General features: G+C 45.7%; 25 protein-coding genes. 15 read left to right on the forward strand and 10 right to left on the reverse strand.

What is annotated here, in order from left to right; translation table 11 throughout:
* Positions 1–68 precede the first annotated feature (68 nt).
* Entirely contained in the window at positions 69–386 is a 318-nt protein-coding gene (locus tag L4C34_RS15675) for a heavy metal-binding domain-containing protein (RefSeq protein ID WP_428790288.1), read from the forward strand.
* Here L4C34_RS15675 and L4C34_RS15680 read toward each other — a convergent pair.
* From L4C34_RS15680 to L4C34_RS15715, 8 genes are all read right to left on the reverse strand, one after another.
* A complete protein-coding gene (locus L4C34_RS15680) occupies positions 383–1,204 on the reverse strand; it encodes a substrate-binding periplasmic protein (RefSeq protein WP_428790289.1) in 822 nt (273 codons plus the stop codon). The two genes, L4C34_RS15675 and L4C34_RS15680, sit on opposite strands and share 4 nt — an antisense overlap.
* Positions 1,201–2,109: a substrate-binding periplasmic protein gene (locus L4C34_RS15685; RefSeq protein WP_428790290.1), complete on the reverse strand. Its 909-nt coding sequence runs from the start codon at positions 2,107–2,109 to the stop codon at positions 1,201–1,203. The genes L4C34_RS15680 and L4C34_RS15685 overlap by 4 nt, the downstream gene beginning before the upstream one ends.
* 171 nt (positions 2,110–2,280) lie before the next feature.
* Complete coding sequence (locus L4C34_RS15690) at positions 2,281–2,985, reverse strand: glutamine amidotransferase-related protein (RefSeq protein ID WP_428790291.1); 705 nt, start codon at positions 2,983–2,985, stop codon at positions 2,281–2,283.
* A 32-nt stretch (positions 2,986–3,017) separates the two neighbouring features.
* Entirely contained in the window at positions 3,018–4,187 is a 1,170-nt protein-coding gene (locus L4C34_RS15695) for an iron-containing alcohol dehydrogenase (RefSeq protein ID WP_428790292.1), read from the reverse strand.
* A gap of 88 nt (positions 4,188–4,275) precedes the next feature.
* On the reverse strand, positions 4,276–5,664 hold the full coding sequence (locus tag L4C34_RS15700) for an aldehyde dehydrogenase family protein (protein WP_428790293.1): 1,389 nt from the start codon (positions 5,662–5,664) through the stop codon (positions 4,276–4,278).
* Between the two features lie 12 nt (positions 5,665–5,676).
* On the reverse strand, positions 5,677–7,044 hold the full coding sequence (locus L4C34_RS15705; RefSeq protein ID WP_428790294.1) for a glutamine synthetase family protein: 1,368 nt from the start codon (positions 7,042–7,044) through the stop codon (positions 5,677–5,679).
* 105 nt (positions 7,045–7,149) lie between these two features.
* Positions 7,150–8,583, reverse strand: coding sequence for an ethanolamine permease (eat, locus tag L4C34_RS15710; RefSeq protein ID WP_428790295.1), 1,434 nt, complete (start codon positions 8,581–8,583; stop codon positions 7,150–7,152).
* Between the two features lie 172 nt (positions 8,584–8,755).
* Complete coding sequence (locus L4C34_RS15715; RefSeq protein WP_428790296.1) at positions 8,756–9,721, reverse strand: LysR family transcriptional regulator; 966 nt, start codon at positions 9,719–9,721, stop codon at positions 8,756–8,758.
* 177 nt (positions 9,722–9,898) lie between these two features.
* Here L4C34_RS15715 and dbpA point away from each other — a divergent pair, with 177 nt between their 5' ends.
* The 10 genes from dbpA (at position 9,899) to L4C34_RS15765 (ending at position 18,757) form a co-directional block, all read left to right on the forward strand.
* Complete coding sequence (gene dbpA, locus L4C34_RS15720; RefSeq protein WP_428790297.1) at positions 9,899–11,278, forward strand: ATP-dependent RNA helicase DbpA; 1,380 nt, start codon at positions 9,899–9,901, stop codon at positions 11,276–11,278.
* A 540-nt stretch (positions 11,279–11,818) separates the two neighbouring features.
* Complete coding sequence (locus tag L4C34_RS15725) at positions 11,819–12,223, forward strand: hypothetical protein (protein WP_428790298.1); 405 nt, start codon at positions 11,819–11,821, stop codon at positions 12,221–12,223.
* A 1-nt stretch (position 12,224) separates the two neighbouring features.
* Positions 12,225–12,992 carry a F0F1 ATP synthase subunit A gene (gene atpB, locus L4C34_RS15730; RefSeq protein WP_428790299.1) on the forward strand — a complete coding sequence of 256 codons (768 nt, stop codon included), beginning with the start codon at positions 12,225–12,227 and terminating at the stop codon, positions 12,990–12,992.
* A gap of 43 nt (positions 12,993–13,035) precedes the next feature.
* Entirely contained in the window at positions 13,036–13,272 is a 237-nt protein-coding gene (atpE, locus tag L4C34_RS15735) for a F0F1 ATP synthase subunit C (RefSeq protein WP_428790300.1), read from the forward strand.
* Positions 13,273–13,343: 71 nt separating this feature from the next.
* Positions 13,344–13,814 carry a F0F1 ATP synthase subunit B gene (locus L4C34_RS15740; RefSeq protein ID WP_428790301.1) on the forward strand — a complete coding sequence of 157 codons (471 nt, stop codon included), beginning with the start codon at positions 13,344–13,346 and terminating at the stop codon, positions 13,812–13,814.
* 18 nt (positions 13,815–13,832) lie between these two features.
* Positions 13,833–14,381, forward strand: coding sequence for a F0F1 ATP synthase subunit delta (locus L4C34_RS15745; protein WP_428790302.1), 549 nt, complete (start codon positions 13,833–13,835; stop codon positions 14,379–14,381).
* A gap of 12 nt (positions 14,382–14,393) precedes the next feature.
* Positions 14,394–15,935, forward strand: a complete 1,542-nt coding sequence (gene atpA / locus L4C34_RS15750; protein ID WP_428790303.1) for a F0F1 ATP synthase subunit alpha — start codon at positions 14,394–14,396, stop codon at positions 15,933–15,935.
* An 81-nt stretch (positions 15,936–16,016) separates the two neighbouring features.
* Positions 16,017–16,877, forward strand: a complete 861-nt coding sequence (gene atpG, locus L4C34_RS15755; protein WP_428790304.1) for a F0F1 ATP synthase subunit gamma — start codon at positions 16,017–16,019, stop codon at positions 16,875–16,877.
* A gap of 17 nt (positions 16,878–16,894) precedes the next feature.
* Positions 16,895–18,301: a F0F1 ATP synthase subunit beta gene (atpD, locus tag L4C34_RS15760; protein WP_428790305.1), complete on the forward strand. Its 1,407-nt coding sequence runs from the start codon at positions 16,895–16,897 to the stop codon at positions 18,299–18,301.
* Positions 18,302–18,313: 12 nt separating this feature from the next.
* Positions 18,314–18,757 (forward strand): F0F1 ATP synthase subunit epsilon, encoded by a 444-nt coding sequence (locus tag L4C34_RS15765; protein ID WP_428790306.1) that lies wholly within the window; start codon positions 18,314–18,316, stop codon positions 18,755–18,757.
* Positions 18,758–18,845: 88 nt separating this feature from the next.
* On the opposite strand, the gene L4C34_RS15770 is transcribed toward L4C34_RS15765, so the two are convergent.
* Complete coding sequence (locus L4C34_RS15770) at positions 18,846–18,989, reverse strand: hypothetical protein (RefSeq protein ID WP_428790307.1); 144 nt, start codon at positions 18,987–18,989, stop codon at positions 18,846–18,848.
* Positions 18,990–19,168: 179 nt separating this feature from the next.
* On the opposite strand from L4C34_RS15770, the gene gloA2 reads away from it, so the two are divergent.
* From gloA2 to L4C34_RS15790, 4 genes are all read left to right on the forward strand, one after another.
* Positions 19,169–19,555, forward strand: a complete 387-nt coding sequence (gloA2, locus tag L4C34_RS15775) for an SMU1112c/YaeR family gloxylase I-like metalloprotein (RefSeq protein ID WP_428790308.1) — start codon at positions 19,169–19,171, stop codon at positions 19,553–19,555.
* A gap of 92 nt (positions 19,556–19,647) precedes the next feature.
* On the forward strand, positions 19,648–20,475 hold the full coding sequence (locus L4C34_RS15780; RefSeq protein WP_428790309.1) for a helix-turn-helix domain-containing protein: 828 nt from the start codon (positions 19,648–19,650) through the stop codon (positions 20,473–20,475).
* Positions 20,476–20,562: 87 nt separating this feature from the next.
* Positions 20,563–22,233: an amidohydrolase gene (locus L4C34_RS15785; protein ID WP_428790310.1), complete on the forward strand. Its 1,671-nt coding sequence runs from the start codon at positions 20,563–20,565 to the stop codon at positions 22,231–22,233.
* 158 nt (positions 22,234–22,391) lie between these two features.
* Positions 22,392–23,192, forward strand: coding sequence for an SDR family NAD(P)-dependent oxidoreductase (locus L4C34_RS15790; protein WP_428790311.1), 801 nt, complete (start codon positions 22,392–22,394; stop codon positions 23,190–23,192).
* A 138-nt stretch (positions 23,193–23,330) separates the two neighbouring features.
* On the opposite strand, the gene L4C34_RS15795 is transcribed toward L4C34_RS15790, so the two are convergent.
* Positions 23,331–24,317: a zinc-binding dehydrogenase gene (locus L4C34_RS15795; RefSeq protein WP_428790312.1), complete on the reverse strand. Its 987-nt coding sequence runs from the start codon at positions 24,315–24,317 to the stop codon at positions 23,331–23,333.
* Between the last annotated feature and the right edge of the window lie 18 nt (positions 24,318–24,335).

The raw sequence follows: 24,335 nt of genomic DNA on the forward strand, positions 1-24,335 counted from the left end.
TCAACAACAAAGTATACTTGGGGTGTTAACTTAGCGCCAGAATTACCAAAACTGATAAGGAAAAGAAGATGATATATAGCACGATGGAACATATTCCCGGTAAAGACATAGAATCGATTCTAGGAGTGGTGATCGGTAATGTAGTGCAATCTAAGCACGTCGGGCGAGACATCATGGCAAATTTAAAAGGTATCGTCGGCGGTGAATTGAGAGGCTATACCGAAATGCTGACAGAGGCTCGAGATAAAGCGATAGAACGTTTACTGGATCAGGCAAGCCAGTTAGGGGCCGATGCAGTAGTCGGAGTTCGGCTTACGACGAGCTCAATTGCCAATGGTGCTTCTGAAGTATTGGCGTATGGAACTGCGGTGAAATTCCATTCTTAGTTTTCTAAGTCGACAGGCTGGATGTATACATAATCTGGAACGGGGTGCCCCAAGAAGTATGATTGGATGATCTTCTTATATTCGCCTGTCGTATGAAGATGATGAAGGCCTCGCTCGAACTGAACGATTTTGTCTTTGCATTGCTCGTTGAAGATCATCTGAGCTAGAATTAGAGATAGACGTTGTTTCGAGTACGTAAACTCAGTGGCTTTGTTTGGATAAGAGTACTCGATAGCGTGCAGCGCTGGTAGTAAAGGGCTAGCAAACATATCTAGTCGATTGAGCGCCACCTTTTTTACATTTTGTGGCATGGATTGAACCAATTCTAGGTTCGAGACTAACCCCTTCGCCTTTAGAGCTTTTTCAATCGCCCCTCCTCGTACTGTACCAATCCGGTATTCTTTAAATTTAGGCGAACTTAAGGGCGTAAGACCGGAAGGATATTTGGACTTCAAGTAAAAGAAATGTGCGCTGACGTTATACATTGGGACCGCAGTTAATCTTTTTTGTGTGGTCTCATGAAACCAACGAAGGGAACCTAAGGTACTACAGTGTTTCTCTTTGGAAATAGCCCATGAAATACGGCTCAAAGGGTAGACAACAAAGGTGGTTTTGATGCTTTGTGATGCGAATGCTTGCCGGGCAAGGTCGACCAATAGCCCTTTGTCTTTCCCTAATAGTGGCGGAAGCTCGATGACCGCGATAGTCAGTGACTGATCTATAGGCGCTTTTTGATCTGGAGATGCGCTAATGGCAAACGGGAAAACACAACTGGCGATTATAAGCCATTGGAATGCACGCCAGTTCTTTCGGTTCACTCTAGTTCCTTTTTCCTATCAAGATTTGGGGAATCCTCGAGAGAAGTATAGTACAAGGCATTTTGTGGATTTAAGGTGTCGTTAATCGTTAACGGCGCATAGACATAATCCGGAACCGCTCGCCCCAAAAAGTACGCTTGAATAATCTTCTTGTAGTGGCCACTGTGTTGAAGCTTGGCAAAGCCCTTTTGAAATTGGATGAACTCTTGGTGACATTGTTTGGTAAATACTATGTCTGCAGGCCGGAGGAAAAGACGTTCTTTGGAATAGGTGAACTCATCGGCTCTTTCGGGGAAAAATTTTTGAATGTCTGTAAGCCCTGCCAATAATGGGCTGGCAAACATATCAAGGCGATTTAATACGACTTTTTGGACATTTTGTTTCATGTGATTGACTAACTGAAGGTTTGCATCCAATCCTTTGTGTTTGATTGTTTTCTCAAGCACGCCGCCCCGTATCGTCCCAATCCTATATTGTGGGAATTTGGCAGAACTTTGCGCTTCTAGGCCTAGAGGGAAACGGGACTTCAGATAAAAAAAGTGGGCGCTGATATTGTATATTTCAATAGAGTTGAGCTCGCTTCGGGCCTTGTCATCAAACCAAAGAATCGACCCGAGTGCGATGCAATGTTTGGCTTTTGATATACTCCAAGGAACCCTAGTCATCGGGTAGAGGGTGAAGCTAACCTTGGTTCCTTGAGTGGCAAACGCTGCGCGTACGATATCGTTAAATAACCCTTTATCTTGTCCAAGCAGAGGCTGCAACTTCATGGTAGCGATGGTGAGGATTTTCTTTCCATTTAGGGAGTTTGGATTTGTTGCAGTTAGTGTACTGGGCCATAGAATTAAAAAAGAGACGATTCCCCACAATAAGCTCCATTTTCTGGTTGCTACACCAATTTGCATTGCACCACCTCAGCACTATCGATGATACAAAAGTATAGTACAGAGTTATGGGGCTTATGTGACGCTACCCAGTATCAAGGTATGAATGCCGGATTAATGCGAGAAGTAAAAGACGAGAACAGTAAAAAGGTAAAACAAAAAAAAGGCCCGTATGGGCCAATTATGTATCGCTTAAGTGTGAATAAAACTTAGCATCCAGCGCGTGACCACCTCGCTGTCTATAGATGAATCTAGTGAGGTAAAAGCGTCATCTAATACTGCGCTGGGTATAACGGCTTTTCTAGCGTGCATAAGATCGTAGGTATAAGGTTTGTTGAACTCTGGGTGACCTTGGATACCGAGAAAGTGTTTACCCACTTGCAGCATATAATTGGGACAAAACTCACTACCGGCTAAAACCTGAGTGTCTTTTGGGAGACTGACCACTTGATCTTGGTGAATTACCAGCAGCGAGACAGCCTGTTTATCTTGAACACTAGCCCCGCTCGGTAAAGCTTGTAACGCGTGGGTCGCCACACCCACTCCCCAGCCTTGTGGTGCTTGAATCACTTCTCCACCCAAGGCTTTGGCAATCAGTTGATGGCCAAAACAGATCCCCACCAACTTTTTCTTATGTTGGTGCAATTGGCGAACGAAGTCTTCAAGCTGTGTAATCCATGGGTAGTCATCATTGACGCTATGTTTACTGCCAGTGGTGATATACGCATCACATTCATCGATATTTTTAGGCAGTTCACCATCAAGTGCGCGATAAAAGGTAAGCTCTAGGCTTGGGTCTTGGCCGTGCAACAAGTGTTGAAACATAGCCGGGTAGTTGCCATGTTTCACTTGAAGTTCAGCGAGCACATCATCGCATTGTAGAATCCCAACTTTCATTGCTGTTCTCCTTTGAGTAGATGGAATGGGCGCTAAGTGCGCGATAGCCTGCCCACGACAGCATCGACAAAAATGGCGCTGTATTGCTGAGCAGAAAACTCAATAGGGTTGCCGCCTGCGGAAGGATCAACCACTGACATGCTCCCGACATGCTGGGCATCTTCAATCGTGATATTGATATCGGCTAACGTGTTGGGGATATCGAGTTGCGTGCGCAGCTCTAGCACCCAATCGAGTAGTGAATCAAAGCTAGGTTCCGGCAAATCCAAATAACGCGCGAGATGCGTCATTTTGTCATCGATGGCTGACTTATTGGCGAGTAAAACGTAAGGCATTAAGATGGCGTTAAGCAATCCATGGTGTTTGTCGTACAGCGCGCCTAGTGTATGAGCGATGGCGTGCATCCCACCAAGACCGCGTTGAAATGCGGTTGCCCCCATGGTTGAGGCGACTAACATTTGAGTGCGAGCGGTGAGGTCATCGCCGTTTTCAACCGCTTGCGGCAAATACTCTTTAACCAATCGGACCCCCTCAAGAGCAATACCTTCGGCCATTGGGTGATAAGAAGTGGCGCAGAATGCTTCTAAATTGTGTGACAGCGCATCCATCCCCGTCGCGGCGGTGATATGAGAAGGCAACCCAGTGGTGACTTGTGGGTCAAGGAGGACTTTGACGGGCAACATTTTCGGATGGAAGATGATTTTTTTTACTTTGTTTTTGCTATCGGTGATCACCGACGCTCGGCCCACTTCAGAACCTGTTCCCGCCGTAGTTGGAATGGCTACAACCGGAGCTATGCCTTGAACGTCAGCGTGTTGCCAATTATCACCGACATCTTCAAACGCCCATAATGGCAGATATTGCCCCGCCATGAGCGCGATCGCTTTCGCTGCATCTAAGCTAGAACCGCCCCCGAATGCAATAACGCCATCAAAGCCGCCTTCGCGATAGACTTTCACCCCAGCATCAACATTTTCGCCAGTTGGGTTAGCTTTAATTTGGCTAAATACTTGGCATTCAATGTCTGCTCGCTGGCAGGCATCGACAGCGATTTGTACCATTGGCAGTTCGGCGAGCCCAGGGTCGGTCACTAATAAGGCTTTATTGATACCCGCCTGTTGGCAAGCCAATCCCAATTGTTGTAATGATCCTTCTCCAACCGTGATGGCCGTTGGGTAATTCCAGTTTGCTTGCAGCTGCATTGTATTCTCCTTCAATATCGCCACTCTAATGATTTGGCAGCGGTGGCGATATTAGATTTGTTAATGTTATAAGGCCTGATTCAAGTCGTTATTTATGTTTGATATGAAATGACTTAGGTCGCGTTAAAGCGTCAAACCCTAACTGTGAGAGCGTGCAGCCTCGTCCAGATTGTTTCACGCCTGTCCAAGCCAGCGCTGGGTCGAGGTAATCACAGCGATTAATAAAGAAAGTGCCGGTATTGACTTGCTGGCCAAGGCGTACACCTTCATCAACGTCTTTCGTGAAAATACTCGCCGTTAGGCCAAAATCGCTGTCGTTCATAAGCTCAACGGCTTGTTGGTCATCGTCGATTTTCATAATACCGACTACGGGGCCAAACGATTCTTCTGTCATAACTCGCATGGAATGGTCGACGTTAGTCAGCAGTTGAGGAGCCAAATAAGGGGTACCAGATTTGCTGTTTTCAAATAGGGCTTCATCAATATGGGCGGTTGCACCTTGTTCAACGGCTTCGTTGATTTGGCCACGTACAAAGTCAGCTGCTTGCGTGCGCACGACAGGGCCGATGGTGGTCTCGGGATCGTCAGGTCGGCCGAGGCGATATTGTTTGACTAGGTCTACGGCTTTTTCAACGAATTGCTGATAAACATTGCTGTGTACGTAAATACGTTCGATACCGCAGCAAGATTGACCGGAATTGAAGAATGCGCCGTCAATCGTGGTTTCAACGGCTTGATCGAGATCGGCATCGGCTCGTACGTAAGCTGGATCTTTCCCACCCAGTTCGAGACCCACGCCAATAAATCGCCCAGCGGCTGCGCGTTCGATATGTGCGCCACCTTGGACGGAGCCCGTAAAGGCCACGTAATTCACCTGTTCAGATTGGATGATCTCTTGAGTATCATCATGGCTTAGATGTAGATATTGGAATACGCCTTCTGGTAAACCGGCAGTGTGGAAGGCGGCAACTAAGCGTTCGGCGCACAATGGGGTTTGCGCGGAGTGTTTTAAGATTACGCTGTTACCCGCTAATAGGGCCGGTACGATGGAGTTGATTGATGTGAGATACGGATAATTCCAAGGCGCAATCACAAAGGCAACGCCTAGTGGTTCTCGGGTGATGTAACGTGTGAAGCCTTCTTTTTCTGGCAGAGAAATAGGCGCGAGCGCCGATTCACTTTGCTCAATCATATATAGCGCTCGCTCGGCAAGGCCATCAAGCTCGCCTTTGGCAAATTTGACTGGGCGTCCCATCTGCCAGCACAGTTCTAAACCAATGTGTTCTTTCTCCATCAGCAAAGCATCGATCGCTTTACGGCAAATGGCTTGGCGCTCGGTCAGCGCTGTTGCTGCCCAATTTTTTTGTGCGTGACTGCTTACTTCGATTGCTTGTTTGATCTCAGCTGGGTTCGCTAATACTCGGCGCACATAGACGCTACCGTCAATCGGAGAAATGGTGTTTTGTGTATGGCTCATGATGATAATTCCTTAAATGATTTCGAAGTAACGGTCCATTTCCCAGTCGGTTACATGTTTTCTAAATTCACGCTCTTCCCATTCTCGGGTCGCGGCAAAGTGCTCGACAAATTCATCACCGAATAATTCACGGGCGGCTTTTGAATGTTTAAATTTCTGGCTGGCATCCCAAAGTGTACGTGGCAGTTGCAGCTCTTGTGGGTGCTGCTGATCGTAGGCATTGCCTTTCACTTGCTCGTACGGTTCCCATTCTTGCATGATGCCGTATAAGCCAGAAGCAACGGCAGCCGCTAGGGACAAGTATGGGTTGGCGTCCGCTGCGCCGAGACGATGCTCAATACGTTGCGATTTTTCACTACCCGGAATGACGCGCAGCGCAGTCGTGCGATTCTCTACGCCCCAAGTAGCATCGGTTGGTGCCCAAAATCCTGGAATCATTCGGGTGTAGCTATTGATGGTTGGTGCAATGAGGCAGAGGAATTCCGGCATGAGTCTTTGCTGTCCTGCTAGGAAGTGGCGCTGAATCTTGCTCATGTTGTGATGCTGAGTTTCATCGAAGAACGCCGAAGAACCATCTTTGTTTTTCAGTGAAATATGGATGTGGCCACTTTGCCCCGGACAATCTCCAGACCATTTGGCCATAAAGGTCGCCATCAGATCGCGTTTTTGCGCCATGACTTTCATGAACGTTTTAAACAGTGCCGCTTTATCGGCGGCGTCGGCCGCATTATCGACAGCGATAGCCGCTTCCAGCACCCCAGGACCAGTTTCGGTATGAAGCCCTTCGATAGGGAAGTCCATTTGTTCACTCATCTCTAAAATAGATTCATACAGGTTGGAGTGAACGGAATTTCGGATCATCGAATAACCAAACCAATCTGGCGTGAGGGTTTCTAAGTTTTTGAAGCCTTTTTCACGTGCAGATTGAGGTGTTTCGTTGAACATGAAAAACTCATATTCAAGAGCGGAAAAAACGTCGAAGCCCAGCTCATTCGCTTTGTCTAGTACCTTATGCAGGACACCACGAGGGCAGACTTTTTCAGCTTCTTCAGCAAACTCGGCTAGAAATAACAGCATCCCTTCTTCTTCAAACATGTCTCGGCAGGTGTGCGGAAGGACTCTTGCTGGTGCATCGGGGAATCCCGTGTGCCAGCCTGTGAACTTGGCGTTGTCATACAGTTGATCTTTTGAATCCCAACCCAAGACGACATCGCAAAAAGCGAAGCCATTTTTTAGCGAGGAAAAGAACTTAGACTTCGACATGTATTTGCCGCGCATGACGCCGTCGTTATCAAATAACCCGACTTTCACGTGGCTGAGGCCGCGTTCTTCTACAATGGCCATAGCATCTGCTACTGTCTTTACATCTCTTGGTTCCATTTTAACCTCTCGTTGTGTTTACTAACTCGATCATCGATGCGTGATCTTTATTGCTGTATTGATTTTTAGGTAAATGTTGACTACTGCTCTTTCTTATAATTTTAGTCAGTTAAGCTCTGACTCGGCGGATGAAATTAAATCGAATTCTTCTTCAGGCGCGGTGGCGACAATGCGGTGACGACTATAGAACGCGAAATAGCTCAGCATGACGAGGTAAAACAACCCAGACCATAGCGCCGCTTCGCTGCTTACGACAAACGTTGACGCAAGTGCGATCAGTGATAGCACTAACGAAATACTTGATGTGATAGAGCCACCCGGCGTTTTAAATGGACGCTCAAGATTCGGCTCTTTCCGACGTAAAATGATGTGTGAAAGGCTCATCAGTGCGTAGGAAACCGTTGCACCAAATACCGCCATGGTGATCATTAAGTCGCCCTCTCCCGTTAATGAAAGCAGAAAGCCGATGATACCCGGTACGATGAGCGCCCAAACTGGCACTTTCCTCTCGCCAGATAGAGACAAAAAGCGTGGCAGATAACCGGCTCTAGATAGCGCGAACACTTGGCGTGAATAGGCATAAATAATGGAGAAGAAGCTGGCAATAAGACCAAATAGCCCAACAATATTGACCAGTGTGGCGGCGAAAGAGTCCTTGCCATAGACAGCTTGCAACGCGCCCACGAGTGGTGCGCTACTTGATTTCATCGCTTCTGCTCCTGCGCCACCCGGCACCAGTAGCAGTACGCTTGCTGCAAAGACGATTAAGATACTGATGGAGACCATGATGCCTTTCGGCATATTTTTAGCAGGTTCGGAGGCCTCTTCGGCAGCCAGTGGTACACCTTCAACGGCAAGGAAAAACCACATGCCAAACGGCAGTGCAGCCCAGATCCCTAGGTAGCCTTCAGGTAGAAATGCACTGGAGCCCGTGGCGTGGGGGTTGGCGGCGATGTCGAAAAGGTTGTGAATTTCAAAATGCGGTAGCATGCCAAAGATGAATACTAAAATGGCCAACACGGCGAGTAGGGTAATGCCCATCATGATGCGCAGCGCTTCTCCTGCGCCCCATAAATGAATACCAACGAAGATGAGATAACAGGCGGCGTAAACAAGCGGCCCGTTGATGCCAAGTAATTCGTGTACGTATCCGCCAATGAAAATCGCAATGGCCGCAGGAGCGATGGTGTATTCAAGTAAAATGGCAGCACCAGTTAGAAAGCCGCCCCAAGGCCCCATCGCACGCCGAGCAAAACTGTAGCCGCCTCCAGCCGTTGGAATGGAAGAAGACATTTCGCCAAGGCTCAATACCAAGCACAGGTACATGGTCGCCATGATGATGGTGGCGATCAGCATGCCACCAAACCCGGCGCGCTCTAATCCAAAGTTCCAACCCGCGAAGTCACCTGAAATAACATAAGACACACCAAGACTCGCTAAGAGAACCCAGCCCGCGACACCCTTTTTTAGTTGTCTTTGATTGAGGTAATCGTCGGAGACCGCTTGACGCTCGATGGTTTGATTATTGCTGCTAGACATAACACTCCCTTAAGCACGGCTTGGCCAGACCAACCGTCTTGTTGTTTACATCCTAATAACATAAAGGCGATTTTCTAGTGCCCGCAACAACAATCGGTTACGTTAACGTAAGAGTATTAGTTTTTTTAATAGTAATGCGACTTAGAACTAATTTTATGAAAATTAAGGCATTTTACGAACCAATGGAAAGATTACTTTTGAGCCAAGGAAGTGGTTTTAGTATTTGTGGAATGAATTGTTGCTCAATAATGTGGCTGCAATCGCGTGCCAGCACTTTAGGTAGGGTTCCGAGTTCATTTTGTCGGGAAACTAACGTAAGCCTACGGTGCAAGGGCTGAGGGGAAGGGAGGGGAAGGCAGATGATTTTATGGTTGTGTAGTAAGCCGCTTTGATAGAGACACAAGGGGGTTGTGATTGCCCAACCGAGGCCAGCCGCAACGCTAGATAGAACGGCGAAGGTGTTGTCGAGCTTCATACAGACGGGGGTTTCAAAATCATAACGCCGTAAATAACGCTCTATGGTTGTGCCAATAAGCGAATCGCTGGTGTAGCGAATAAAATCAAGCTCCGTGAGCAGCGCAGGCAAGGAATGCAGCCTCTTTTCTATAGTGCTTGGTGCGACGATGACAAAAGGTTCGCGCAAAATAGGGTGACGGCTTAAGTACTCGTTATCCTCCAAGGCATCATCGGAAATGATGATGTCCACATTACGTGATAGTAAGGCTTGAGCGTGCATATGTGATCGGCCAGTAGTGATTGTCCAGCTTTCTGCATGGTGCTTTATTGCATCAATTAAGGGTTTGCCGAGTGAAGTGGCTAGAGAGTCGACCATAGAAACCCTAAGCTGGTGCAACTTTTGAAATTTCCCTTTCGAGATAACTTTATGGGTATGCTGAGCTTGGTTGAGTAATTGGCTAGAATGGTCGTAGAAATACCGCCCGGCAACCGTTAGCTGAACGGGGCGCACGCTGCGATCGAGCAATGAAACATCAAGATTATTTTCCAAAGTGGTCAGCGTCTGCGAGACCGAAGATTGAGTGATACCTAACCGATTCGCCGCACTGGTCATACTGCCTACTTGCGCCGTTGTAATGAACACTTCCAGCGCTCGCAAATCAAATCCAAATCCTTTCAACATCTTTCTCCTTTCCCTTGTTTAGTGGTTTGATAGTAATGGGAAAGTCAGCGTTTTAATATCTGCTAGCACACATATCTATTAAAGAGAGATTTGCGTCCTATGGCGGTTTTTCTTTATTAATCGCCACAAATCGGCATAATACGCTGCCTAATAAATACCCTTTAAGGACACACAACTGTGACGACTGCTTCTTTTGCTACGCTGCCATTAAAAACTGAGCTTTTGGAGACTCTAGATTCGCTCGGTTATACGGCGATGACAGCAATCCAACAACAAAGCTTGCCAAGTATCTTGGCGGGCAAAGATGTGATTGGCCAAGGCAAAACGGGCTCTGGTAAAACCGCTGCTTTTTCGCTTGGTTTGCTGAGTAACCTCAACGTGAAGCGTTTTCGTGTGCAGTCGTTGGTTTTGTGCCCGACTCGTGAACTGGCTGATCAGGTAGCCAATGAAATTCGTACGCTTGCGCGTGCTATTCATAACATTAAAGTGCTGACTTTATGTGGTGGTACTCCAATGGGGCCACAAATTGGCTCTCTAGAGCACGGTGCACATATATTGGTGGGCACCCCAGGGCGCATACTGGATCACCTAGACAGAGGTCGAATTAACTTAGATGAGTTAAATACGTTTGTCTTAGATGAAGCTGACCGCATGCTAGACATGGGTTTTCAAGATGCGTTAGATGCCATCATTGAACAAGCGCCTGTAAAGCGTCAAACCTTGCTGTTTAGTGCCACCTTCCCAAAAGAAATCAAATCTATTTCTGCTCGTATCATGCAGAGTCCAGAGTTGGTGAAAGTAGAAGCTACCCATCAACACTCCACCATTGAGCAGCAATTTTTCAAGCTAAATAGCACGGAAGAGCGTGACGATGCGTTGGAAACACTGTTACTTACGCATCAACCAGAATCTTCTGTCGTGTTCTGCAATACTAAAAAAGAAGTGCAAAACGTAGCGGATGAATTGGACAACCGAGGATTCAATGTTGTTGAGTTGCATGGTGATATGGAGCAGCGCGAACGCGATCAAACTCTTACTATGTTTGCCAACAAGAGTACGTCTGTCTTAGTCGCTACTGATGTTGCTGCGCGTGGTCTAGATGTCGACAACCTTGATGCTGTGTTTAACTTTGAACTGTCTCGCGACCCTGAAGTCCACGTGCACCGTATTGGTCGTACTGGGCGCGCGGGCTCTAAAGGTAAGGCGTTTAGCTTTTACAGCGATAAAGAAATGTATCGTGTCGCACAGATCGATGAATATATGGATGTGGAAATCACACCTTCTACGCTTCCAGCGAAAAGCAATGCTCAGCCATATTCAGCGGCAATGAGCACGATTCAAATCTTAGGCGGCAAGAAAATGAAGGTGCGTGCTGGAGATATCCTCGGTGCGTTGACCAAGGAAGCCGGTATCGACGGTAAGTTAATCGGTAAAATCAATATCTTGGCGATGGTCTCTTATGTGGCTGTCGACAAATCGGCCGTTAAGGTTGCTCTTAAGCAACTGCAAAATGGTAAAGTGAAAGGGCGTCAGTTTAAAGCTCGTATCATGAAATAGTCCGAAATACGCTATACTGGAAAAGTCCGTTAATATTAGCGGGCTTTTTTTTTGCGAGAAAAATCGATTTAGCCTCGAGATCAAAACTCATGCTAAATTTGATTAAATAATTAACTTAATTAAAACTGATCTAGATCATTTTGTCTTTACTAAATCCTCTCTTCTAATCGAAATTTAAATCCAGGCTAATTCCAGATAGAGAAACTAGCCGTTGACATCAATTCTAAAATTATAAGTAACTTTCCGATAAATGTTATCTAAATGTACATTGTACTGTTGATGTTATTGTTGTTTCCTATCTGTTGGTTGGAGTTCCATTTTTCATAATGATGATTTTGGCTATGAACCTAAATCATACTCCTTACCTACGATCAAATTTGAAACAGTTTGTGACTTTTATTTCAAATTTGAAAAGTTTGTCTGCATTTTTTGAGACTTTTATCACCATAAATTTGGGCGTATTGTTTTTATCAGTCAGGACGAATTAGTAATTATGTAATCGACTAAAGGTATTATCAATATGCTTATTAAGGTATTTCTATGTGGGGAGAAAATTGTGTTAGTGACGACATAATCATTGCGACAAAACGGCTGGTGAAATGTCAGGTCGCATTTGGTGCTGTTGCAATGCTATATGAGGTATTTTTTTCGACAGCTAGAGGGAGGAATATAGAATCTGCATTAATTGGCGTGTTGTTAGCCATTGTCCCTAGTTTAATAGGTATGTTGCTTGCTAGTTATAAAGCCACATTACGTTCTAATAAAAGTGTGAAGGACTTAATTCAACTGAGTAGGAATGCAAAACTTATTTATACGGTTGTTTTCTTTGGCCTTGTCTTTCATTTTATGGTTATAAGAAATGTTGTAGTGATTATTAGCTATTGCATTACGTTTTTAGGGTGTTTTATTTCTCCATTTTGGTATCAGCAGGACAGGGTAAAATAGGGTGGAAAAAGTAGAAACTGCTCATCAATATATTGAGCACCATTTGACTTTCTTCACAGTAGGAAAGGGCTTTTGGGCGATTAACCTCGACTCAATGATCATGGTGTGGATTCTAGGACTTTTGTTTATCGGCGTGTTCCGATACGCAATATCTAGGGGGACAAGTGGGGTTCCCGGACGATTACAGTGTTTTATTGAGGTTGTTTTTGAGTTTATAAACAACTTGGTAAAGGAAATATTTCAATCTGAAGATAAGATTATCGGCCCCTTAGCACTCACTATCTTTGTGTGGGTGATTTTGATGAATACGATCGACTTATTGCCAGTTGACCTTATACCAGCCTTTACAAGAATGATCGGGTTCTCTCATTTCAGAGATCTACCATCAGCCGACGTCAATATTACTATGTCGATGGCACTTGGTGTGTTTGCACTTGTAATTATATATACCATTAAAGCAAAGGGCATATGGGGCTTTATTAAAGAACTGACGACTCAACCATTTGAATCTCCTTTTCTTTATCCAGTGAACTTCCTGCTTGAAATGGTTACTCTAATATCTAAACCTATTTCTCTTGGTTTGCGTTTATTTGGAAATATGTATGCAGGTGAAATGATATTTATCCTAATTGCATTGATGCCGTGGTGGGTTCAATGGGCGTTGAGTGTTCCATGGGCATTGTTTCACATTCTAATTGTTTGTTTGCAAGCGTTTATATTTATGGTTCTGACGGTTGTCTATCTTGCGATGGCGGTAGAAGAACACTAAGTAACAATCTTTATTTTAATACTATTTATATTTGGAGTTTTCGATGGATATGGTAAGCGCGGTTTTATACGTGGCAGGTGCTATTTTGATTGGTCTTGGTGCTGCCGGTGCGGCTTCCGGTATTGGTAACTTGGCTGGTAAATATTTAGAAGGTGTCGCAAGACAACCGGATCTAACACCTATGCTACGCACTCAGTTCTTCATCATGATGGGGCTTGTGGATGCGGTTCCAATGATAGGTGTCGGTATCGGATTATACATCATCTTTGCGGTTGCTTAATACAACCCTTAATTCAAAGTTGGTGGAATTAAAGCCATTGACGTGATTGCAATGAATAAAGAGAGGATGAGATGAACTTAAATGCCAGCATGTTTGGCCAAGCAATATCCTTCGTTATTTTTGTTTGGCTGTGTATGAAATATATCTGGCCACCCCTTAGTCAGATGCTTGATGAGCGGCAGAAAGCGGTGGAAGAGGGAATTCGAAATACACAAATGGCAGCAAAGGAATTGGCGCTTTCTAAAGCGAATGGGCAACAATTGATAGCTGATGCCAAAAAGGACATTGGTCAAATGATTGCGCAGAGTCAGCAACGCCGAGCTCAAATTATTGAAGAGGCAACGCAAGAAGCGGAAAGAGAAAAAGCGCGAATTATCTCTCAGGGACAGGTGGAGATTGAGAGCGAAAGGAATCGCGTGCGTCAGGAGCTTAAAGATGAAATGGCAGACTTAGTGATGTGCAGTGCACAAAAACTGATCAGCCGTAATTTGGATACTCAAGCTAATCGTGAACTCGTGAATCAATTGATCCATGAAATCTAGGGTAGGAGAAAAAGCAGTATGTCCGATTTAAAAACCATTGCTTATCCCTACGCCAAGGCTGCGTTTGACTTTGCGAAAGAGCAACGGGCTTTGCCTGAATGGCACTTGATGATTGCTATTGCCGTTGAGGTGATGGAGCAGCCAGAAGTTGCTGTACAAGTATCAGATTTGCAACAAGGCGGTAAAGCCGAATATCAAGCCTTCTTGAAGTTTCTGTTCTCTGTAGGCGAGGGCTTATTGGATGAATATGCGCAGAACCTTATTAAGGTCATGGCAGAAAACCGACGCTTGTCAGCGATGCGAGAGGTACTGAGTGAATTTACCGCGTTAAAAAATGAAGACGACAAAGTGATTGATGTAGAGGTCACGTCATCTGATCCACTTAGTACCGAGCAATTGGCCTTATTAACCAAGTCCTTAGAGATAAAGTTTAATCGGCATGTGACCTTAACCACTCGCTTAGACACAGCGTTAGTCGGGGGGATAGTCATTAAAGCGGGCGAAATAGTGATTGATGGTTCATTGAAATCTTCCATCAAACGTCTCTCCACTAGCTTACACATGTAATAGGTATTTGAAATGCAGTTAAATTCCTCAGAAATTAGCGACTTAATAAAACAACGCATTGCCACATTCGATGTGAGCAGCCAAGCGCGAAATGAAGGCACAATAGTGTCAATAAGTGACGGTATTATTAGTATTCATGGTTTAGCTGATGTCATGCAAGGCGAGATGATAGAGCTGCCCGGTGGGCGCTATGCGCTGGCGTTGAACTTAGAACGCCATTCCGTTGGTGCGGTGGTCATGGGCCCATATGCCGACTTATGCGAAGGCATGAAAGTCACGGGTACGGGCAGAATCTTGGAAGTGCCGGTTGGTCCTGAACTGCTTGGCCGCGTGGTGAACACTCTGGGGCAGCCCATCGACGGTAAAGGGGAGATTCGAGCTGAGCTTTCGAATGCGGTGGAAATTATTGCACCAGGGGTTATTGAACGTAAGTCCGTCGATACACCAATCCAAACAGGGTATAAAGCCGTCGATGCCATGGTGCCTATCGGCCGAGGACAGCGTGAGCTGATCATCGGTGACCGACAAACAGGTAAAACGGCTTTGGCTATCGATGCCATCATCAACCAAAAAGATTCAGGTGTTAAAAGTATTTATGTAGCGATAGGGCAAAAAGCGTCCACGATCGCCAATGTAGTGAGAAAGCTGGAGGAGCACGATGCGCTCGAAAATACCATAATTGTTGTGGCATCCGCATCTGAGTCTGCTGCTTTACAATATTTGGCGCCGTATGCCGGCTGTACTATGGGTGAATACTTTCGAGACCGTGGTGAAGATGCGCTGATTGTCTATGACGATCTTTCTAAGCAGGCGGTAGCTTATCGGCAAATATCTCTACTACTTAAACGCCCGCCTGGCCGTGAAGCTTTCCCAGGTGATGTGTTCTATTTGCACTCTCGTTTATTAGAACGTGCGGCTCGCGTGAACGAAGACTACGTTGAGCGTTTCACTAAGGGGGCTGTGAAAGGCAAAACTGGCTCACTCACGGCTCTGCCAATCATTGAAACACAGGCTGGCGACGTATCGGCATTTGTTCCAACCAACGTCATTTCGATAACCGATGGGCAGATATTTTTGCAAACGCAGCTGTTTAACTCTGGTCTTCGCCCGGCAGTTGACCCAGGGATTTCGGTTTCTCGGGTAGGCGGCGCGGCGCAAACCAAAATTATTAAGAAACTGTCAGGGGGTATTCGTACGGCGTTGGCTCAATACCGTGAATTAGCGGCTTTCGCTCAGTTTTCTTCTGATTTAGATGATGCAACCAAGAAGCAGCTTGATCACGGCGAACGTGTGACTGAATTGATGAAGCAAAAACAATACGCACCAATGTCGGTTGCAGAGCAAGCCGTAACGATTTTCGCAGCGGAAAAAGGCTATTTAGCGGAAGTCGGTCTCGATCGAATCAGTCATTTTGAGGAAGGTTTGATAGCGCATGCAAAAGCTACCTGTTCTGAGCTTCTTGCCATGATTAACGAAAAAGGCGACTACACCGAGAGCATTCAAACTCAGCTCGCGCAGCTATTGGATGAGTTCGTCGCACTACAGTCGTGGTGATTGCATATTGGCTATAGCTTGTCGGTTATAGCAACTATCGCAATCGCGTTATTCGCAACGAATGAATAGGAGGAGCTAACGATGGCAAACACCAAAGAAATTCGGACTAAAATTGCCAGTGTTAATAGCACTCAAAAAATTACTAGCGCAATGCAAATGGTCGCTGCGAGCAAAATGCGTCGCGTGCAAGAGAATATGGAGAAAGCTCGTCCTTATGCGACCAGTATGCGCCGAGTCATTAGCCACGTTGCTTCCGGTACGCTTGAATATAGCCATCCGTATTTGGAATTGCGTGAAGCCAAACGTGTCGCTTATATCATTATTTCGTCTGATAGAGGGCTTTGTGGTGGACTCAATACCAATTTGTTTAAGCAGGTGCTTGGTGAAATGGACAAGTGGCAACAGCAAGGAGTCGAGGTTGATGCAACCTTAATCGGCTCCAAAGCCGTGGGCTTTTTCCATAATGTTTCACCAGTCCTTGCTCAAGCTTCTGGGTTAGGAGATCAACCCAAGTTGGAAGATTTGCTTGGCACTGTGCATGCAATGTTGGAGCACTACAATGAGGGCAAGATAGACAGGCTTTATCTGGTCTATAACGAGTTTGTTAACACAATGGTGCAGCAACCAACGGTGAAACAGCTTCTTCCTTACCCAATGGCGAGCGACCCTAAGTTGGTCAAGTCGCGTTGGGATTACATTTATGAACAGGATCCCAAGGATATTTTGGACGATCTGGTGCTGCGCTACATTGAATCTCAAGTCTATCAAGGCACAGTAGAAAACATCGCGTGTGAGCAGGCTTCACGTATGGTCGCCATGAAGGCGGCATCTGATAATGCCAGTCAGTTGATTGACGATTTAGAGCTGGTTTACAACAAAGCAAGGCAAGCCGCGATTACTCAAGAGTTGAGTGAAATTGTATCTGGCGCGCAAGCGGTATAAAAATTCCGAGGTAAATGATGAGTATAGGTAAAATAGTTAAAGTCATCGGCGCAGTCGTTGACGTCGAATTTGAACATAACAATGTACCTAAAGTTTATGATGCTCTGCGGCTAGTAGACGGCATCAAGACCTCACTGGTATTAGAAGTCCAGCAGCAACTCGGTGGTGGGGTCGTGCGTGCTATTGTCATGGGGAGCTCTGACGGGCTTCGCCGCGGCCTGAAAGTTGAGAATACGGGGGAGCCCATTTCTGTTCCGGTTGGTACTCAAACACTCGGTCGAATTATGAATGTGCTTGGCGAAGCCATAGATGAGTGTGGGGAAATCGCCGCAGAAGAGCACTACGCGATTCACCGGGCTGCGCCAAGCTATGAAGATCAATCTAATGAAGCGTCTTTGTTGGAGACTGGCGTCAAGGTAATTGACCTTGTTTGTCCATTCGCCAAAGGCGGTAAAATCGGCTTGTTCGGTGGCGCTGGTGTTGGCAAGACCGTCAATATGATGGAACTTATCAACAACATTGCATTACAACATTCTGGTCTATCTGTTTTTGCCGGTGTAGGTGAGCGGACTCGTGAGGGCAACGATTTCTACTTTGAAATGCAAGAAGCAGGTGTCGTTAATGTCGACAAGCCGGAAGAGTCAAAAGTAGCGATGGTCTATGGCCAGATGAACGAGCCACCGGGCAACCGTCTGCGAGTGGCATTGACCGGGCTTACTATGGCTGAACGCTTTCGAGATGAAGGCCGTGATGTCTTGCTGTTCATCGATAACATCTACCGTTACACCTTAGCGGGGACGGAAGTGTCGGCGTTGTTGGGGCGTATGCCATCTGCTGTGGGTTACCAACCGACCTTGGCAGAAGAAATGGGAGTATTGCAAGAGCGTATCACGTCAACCAAGCAAGGTTCTATCACCTCGGTTCAAGCGGTTTATGTTCCTGCCGATGACTTAACTGACCCATCGCCGGCCACGACTTTTGCTCACTTAGATGCAACTGTGGTGCTCAATCGAAACATCGCGGCAATGGGGCTTTATCCGGCGATTGACCCGCTTGATTCTACGTCACGCCAGCTCGACCCTTTGGTGGTTGGTCAAGAGCATTATGACGTTGCACAAGGCGTACAACGTACCTTGCAGCGTTATAAAGAGCTCAAAGATATTATTGCGATTCTGGGCATGGATGAATTATCGGAAGGTGATAAGCAGGTGGTATCACGCGCACGTAAAATTGAACGTTTCCTTACTCAGCCGTATCACGTTGCTGAAGTATTCACTGGTGATCCGGGTATTTATGTTTCGTTAAAAGAAACATTGCGCGGCTTTAAAGGCCTGCTGGCAGGCGACTACGATGATATTCCAGAACAATCATTTATGTACTGCGGTTCAATTGATGATGCGTTAGAAAAAGCGAAGAGCATTTAAGGTAGGGGTAGAATGGCGATAGGTATCAGTGATAGAACGTTTGAGCTGAATATTGTAAGTGCCGAAGGCACCTTATTTTCAGGGCAGGCTCATGCGTTGGCGATTTCTGGCGCAGATGGGGAGCTTGGTATTCGTCCAGGTCATTCGCCATTAGTTAGCAAAATAAAGCCGGGGGTTGCGAGCTATGTATCGGATAAAAGCTCTCCAGAAGAGGTGTTGTACGTATCGGGTGGCATTGTTGAGGTACAGGCCAGTGTGGTAACAGTGTTGGCAGATACTGCCTTACATGGCAAAGATATCGATAAAGCGCGAGCGGAATCGGCGCGCCAAATGGCGCTTGAGAACATCAACCGTCATGATGGAGATATCAACTTTGCGCAGGCACAATTGGAACTTACAAAAGCATTAGCGCAATTGAGAGCGGTGGAAATGGTGAGCAGGCAGTCTTATCGTTAACTCAGTTGCTGCGGCGGTACGGGTCTCATGTCCATGCCGCCAGTTGTCATAGTACAAAAAAATGATCGGAAATTGCTCTATTCAATGTTCACCATGAGCCCAGGCGGAACGGTAGGGATGCCGTATCCCAATCCATAGCATCAATAATTGATGTCCAAGGTAGCTTCTCACCAACCTGATAGGATAAAACGTTCTCTTCCATCGCATTGAACCAAGCTTTGGCGGTTTCCATATCCGTGTCACCTTAGCCCAAAAGGTTTCAATCTTTGATGTGAGGTGACACCGACAATCGCGAAGCTAACAATAATACGGAGTTTACATCCAAGTGGCTGATGTTGCTTGGGTCTATTTTTATCTCGGTATATCATTGGCTAACACAGTCTGTTTTAGCCGTACTACTGAGAGTCCCCCATGCAACTTGAAAGCTTCCACCATGTCGCCATTATTTGTTCTGATTATGTCACCTCTAAGTCTTTTTATACCGAAACGTTAGGGTTAGAAATTATTGCAGAAAACTATCGTTCTGATCGCGATTCCTACAAATTAGACTTGGCTTTGCCTAACGGTAACCAGGTTGAGCTTTTCTCTTTTCCCAATCCACCTAAGAGGCCTTCAACACCGGAAGCGCAGGGGCTAAGGCATTTGGCTTTTATTGTGGAATCAGTTGAAGTGTATTCGAGCTATCTTGTTTCAAAAGGTGTTGAAGTTGAAGAGATTCGGGTGGATGAATTCACGGGAAAAAAATTCAATTTTTTCAAAGACCCTGATGGCTTACCGCTAGAACTGTATGAAAAATAGCGTGAGTTGCTTTTTCGGCGCTTTCAGTCCTTTCTTAATAAATACAATCTTAAATACAGTGTTCTTATTAAACAAATAGCGAGTATGAAACGATGACGGATAAGTCCATTGAGTACCTTGGTCGAGTGGTGTTCCAGAAACAAGGTATTGCCGGTTTTAAACGCTTACCCAAGGTATTTATGGCCCAAGAAGCGTGTTTTGCCTTTGTCACCGAAGGTGAATATAAGGTTCGCGATCAAACTCATCTGATTGATCTTAATAAGCACAGTGGTGTCTTAGCTAAATGCACCAACTACTTTTATGAAAGTGTTAGCGAATTCAATGATCAGGGTGCTGAAGCGATAGGGATTTTTCTCTACCCTGAGGTATTACATGCGTTATTCGGTTTTGACATCACTTCATCCGACTATTGTGTTGACTACAATATGAAGCAGGTGGAGGTAGATAAGTTACTTGAGTACTACCGAGATAGCATTAGTATTTTGCTAGACTCCCCTGAACTGGTGGACGACCTCTTAATTGAGAGCAAGCTGAGAGAATTTGTATTGCTGATGACGAAGAGAACGCAAGCGCCTTCGGAATTAGACTTTATCGCGGCGATGTTTAAGCCGAATTTCGCCAAGTTTGAAGATGTGATTCAGAGTAATTTATACGCTGATCTTAATGTTGATGAACTGGCTGCGCTGTGCCACATGAGCGTGTCGACGTTTAAAAGAAAATTTAAGCAAGTGTATGGTGAGCCGCCGATGAAGCATATCACGCGTTTGAAGATTAATAAGGCGAAAGTGCTGCTTAAGGATAACAGCTTACGTATTTCGGATATCGTTTACGAGACGGGATTTGAGTCGATATCGACCTTCAATCGGGCATTTAAAGCGCAAGTCTGTTTATCACCATCCGATTATCGCAATAGTAGCTGACACTTTGTCGTTGTAAACAATACTGGCGGCGCGCTACTCAGTTGCGGTAGTGAATTGAACCCTTCCAAGGAATGAAAGGAGTGGACAGTGAACCGAGTTTTTCTTCTTGCGTTAGTTGCGAGCTTAGTACATTTCCCAAATGCATTTGCTGTATCCGCAGATCGGATTCTGATGAACGCGAACGTCTACGGCCATAACAGCGCCAATGCTATAGCGATCGACGATGGCAAAATCGTGTTTGTAGGCAAATACGAAGATGCTGGCGAGTATCGTGGCTACAACACCGACGTGATTGATCTTGAACACGCGTATGTTATGCCGGGCTTTATTGATAATCATAATCATGTGTTTGAAGCGGCATCAGAGGCGGGCAGTCAGTGCGAACTGGCGATTGATGCGTCTCTCGATAAGCAGATCCCTTACCTTGAGATATGTCGCGACAACGCTGACTCAAGTACTTGGCTGATGGGCTACGGTTTCTCCTTGGATGCGCTCCTTAGCGAAGAAAATCATAAAACGCCTCTTGCAGTGATTGACCGCATATTCCCGAAGAAACCCGTGATATTTATGGAGCAAACGTCTCATTCTATGTGGGTTAACTCTGCAGCGCTTAAATTGGCGGGTATCTCAAAATATTCGCCAGATCCCCAAGGTGGCAAGATCCTAAAGCAGGAACAAAGCGGAGATCTCACAGGCATTTTGTTGGATAACGCTGGTGATTTGGTGATGGAAATCGCATGGAATAGCCAAAACAATCAATTTAATAAAAGTTATCAAGGTTTGTTGGCGGGATTGGCACAAGCTGCTGAACATGGCATTACCACCATTGGTGATGGCCGCCTTTATTGGAAGCGAGGTTGGTATGAAGTGTGGCGGAAAGCTGAGAAAAACCAAGCGCTGACTGCCCGGGTTTCGCTACGTCCGTGGATATACCCGACGGATTTGATGGAATCTCAACTGACATTTTTGCAAACCATCTATTCTAGCGATAAGTCACGTTTGCTGCTGGTGGATCAGGTAAAGATGTACAGTGACGGCATTATTGTTAACGGTACCGCGAAAACGCTCAAACCTTATTTAGAAACGTACATCGCCGATAAACCTTACGGTCTCAATTATATTCCTCCGCAGAAAATGAAAGTGTGGCTGGAGACGTTGAACAAGATTGGCTACAGCGCTCACATACATGCTATTGGCGATGGCGCGGTACGGGAATCGTTGAATGCGATTGAGTCTGTTCGCCGCCAGGGTTCTAATAAACCGTATACACTCACGCATGTGGAGCTAGTCGACCCAAGCGATGTTGTTCGCTTCGAAAAATTAGATGTGACGGCAGATTTTCAAGTGGGTTCTGATTATATTGCGCAGCATGAACATCAGTGGGCGGAGTCGTTTTTAGGGCCAAAGCGATCTCATGATTTGATGAACCTTAGTGCTATTTTTGATACTGGCGCAAACCTCACCTTAAGCAGTGATTGGAATGTCCATGATATTAATCCGTTAGTAGGCATCGCTAATAGTTTAACCATGGGCAAAACGGGTTTGCCTAACGTCTATGCTTCAATCGACGCCTACACGATCAATGCGGCACAGAGCATAGGGATCAGCGATATTACTGGCTCAATCTCAGTAGGGAAATCGGCAGACTTGGCCATTTTAGAACACGACATTACTCTTTTACCTGCCAACGATATAGCGCAGACTCAAATATTGATGACTCTCCTACGAGGAAATATAGTCTTTGACACTGAAAAATAAGACCTTTCAATTGCCAAGTTTGAGTTGGTACTATGAATAATACCCATCCCGATGCCTTTGACCTAATCTGCGCAGTGATTGGCCTAATGTGATAAGTTTGATTGCTGGTAAACCCATATAGTTAACTCATCAGCAGAACATGAAAGAGGAAACGAAGCATGGGTGTTAACTTGAAGAACAAATATGGTGAATGGGCGTTGGTGACTGGCGCAACATCTGGTATCGGCGCAGAGATTGCCAATCAGCTCGCGGCGCAAGGATTCAATATTGTGTTAGTGGCTCGGCGTGAAAACGAACTCGACCGTTACTCTGAGCAACTTCGTCAGCAGCATAGCGTTCAAACTTTGACTGTTTCTGCTGATTTAGCTTCCTCTGATGGCGTTGCCAAGGTGAAACAAATCGAGAAAGAGATCGGGTTGTTGGTTTTGGCCGCTGGGGTTGAAGTGAATGGGTCATTTGCAAAAACGGCTTTAGAAAAAGAGCTGCAGATGATTCAATTGAATGTAACCTCGGTTCTAGAATTGTCACATCATTTTTCTGCCAAGATGGTGGCAAGAAAGCGCGGTGGGATTTTGATGGTGTCGAGTCTTGCAGGCCATATGGCGTCGCCATATTTCTCAAATTACGCGGGCACCAAAGCTTACGTGCTCCAGTTCGGTACTTCCTTACATGGTGAATTAAAAGCGCATGGGGTGGATGTCACTGTGTTGTCACCGGGTTTGACCAATACGCCGATGACTGCAGACAACGATGTAGATTGGAGCCAATTACCGTTTACAGCCAAAGATCCTGATGAAGTCGCAAAACTAGCGATAAACGGATTAGGGAAAAAAGCGGTGGTGATTCCGGGTAAGCGTAACCACATGGCAGCCATTATGTCGGGGATCATGTCTCACAAGGCGCAAGCGACGATGGGTGAATCTATGATGGTGAAAGCGATCGCTGAGGAAAAACGTTAGAACGTTGGCGTAATACCAAATTTAGGCGACGATTTCGTGGCCTAAATTTGTTTATATTCCATGGCAATAGGTTCATGTTTTGTAAGGAACTAGTTGCTTATCTAGGTTTTAGTCTTCAACTTTCGAAGCTCTATACCGTTAACCTACCTTCACCACTAGCTTTCCGCCAGCTTGGTTAGAATCTAGTAGCGCATGCGCCTTTTGAATGTCTTCATATTCAAAAACTTGGGAAATAATGGAGGGGATAATACCTTTCTGAACTTGGTCTGCAATCCAATCAATTGGTGAGTCACTTAACTTTATTTGTTCATGACCAATCATGTCACTTTGGAAAAAACTCAGTTGCACAGAGCTAGGGAGATCGCTCAATAGATTGAAATTCTCAAGGATAGGCATTCCACCTAAAGCGCCAACGACGTTGACTTTCCCCCAAGGTTTTAATGTCTTCATGGTATCGATAAGAGTTGCGACGCCTACGACTTCAAGTGCACTGTCGATGCCGTTTGGAAATAGATCAAGAACCTTACCTTGGATGTTGCCATCATCAAGAGTGGCATGGTCAGCGCCTTTGTCTTTGAGGAAAGATAGCATGTTTTCTCTGCGTGTTGTTGCAATCACTTTTAAACCTTTGGCTTTTGCATAAGCAAGGCCTGCCATTCCGAGAGAGGACGTTGCGCCGCGAACCAGTAGTGTTTCTCCAGATTGGATATTGAGAGTTTTATCCAAGGCTCCCCAGATAGTGCCGTATGCCTCTGGCAATGATGCGAGTGTTACATAATCAATATCACTATTGATTTTTTGAACGTTGTTTCGATGCACTGAAATTATCTCAGCGTAGCTACCGTGGCGAGCAAACATCATCCCTCCCATCGCAGTAATCACTTTGTCGCCGGGTTGGAAGTGCTTACTTGGATCTTCGATGACTTCACCAGCGGCTTCGATTCCCAGTGCTAGTTTAGGGTTTAGTTCACCAAATGCTCCAGCCCGGTAATAGGCTTCAGCTTTGTTTAGTCCAAATGCTTTGACTCGAATTTTGACTTCGTCAGGGGCTAGATGAGGTTCTTCTATATTAACGAAAGTTAGAACATCGGGCGAGCCAGGTTGAAGTGCTACGATTGCTTTCATGATCTGGTTCCTTGAAAC

The sequence above is a fragment of the Vibrio profundum genome (assembly GCF_050337555.1).
GTDB lineage: Bacteria > Pseudomonadota > Gammaproteobacteria > Enterobacterales > Vibrionaceae > Vibrio > Vibrio profundum.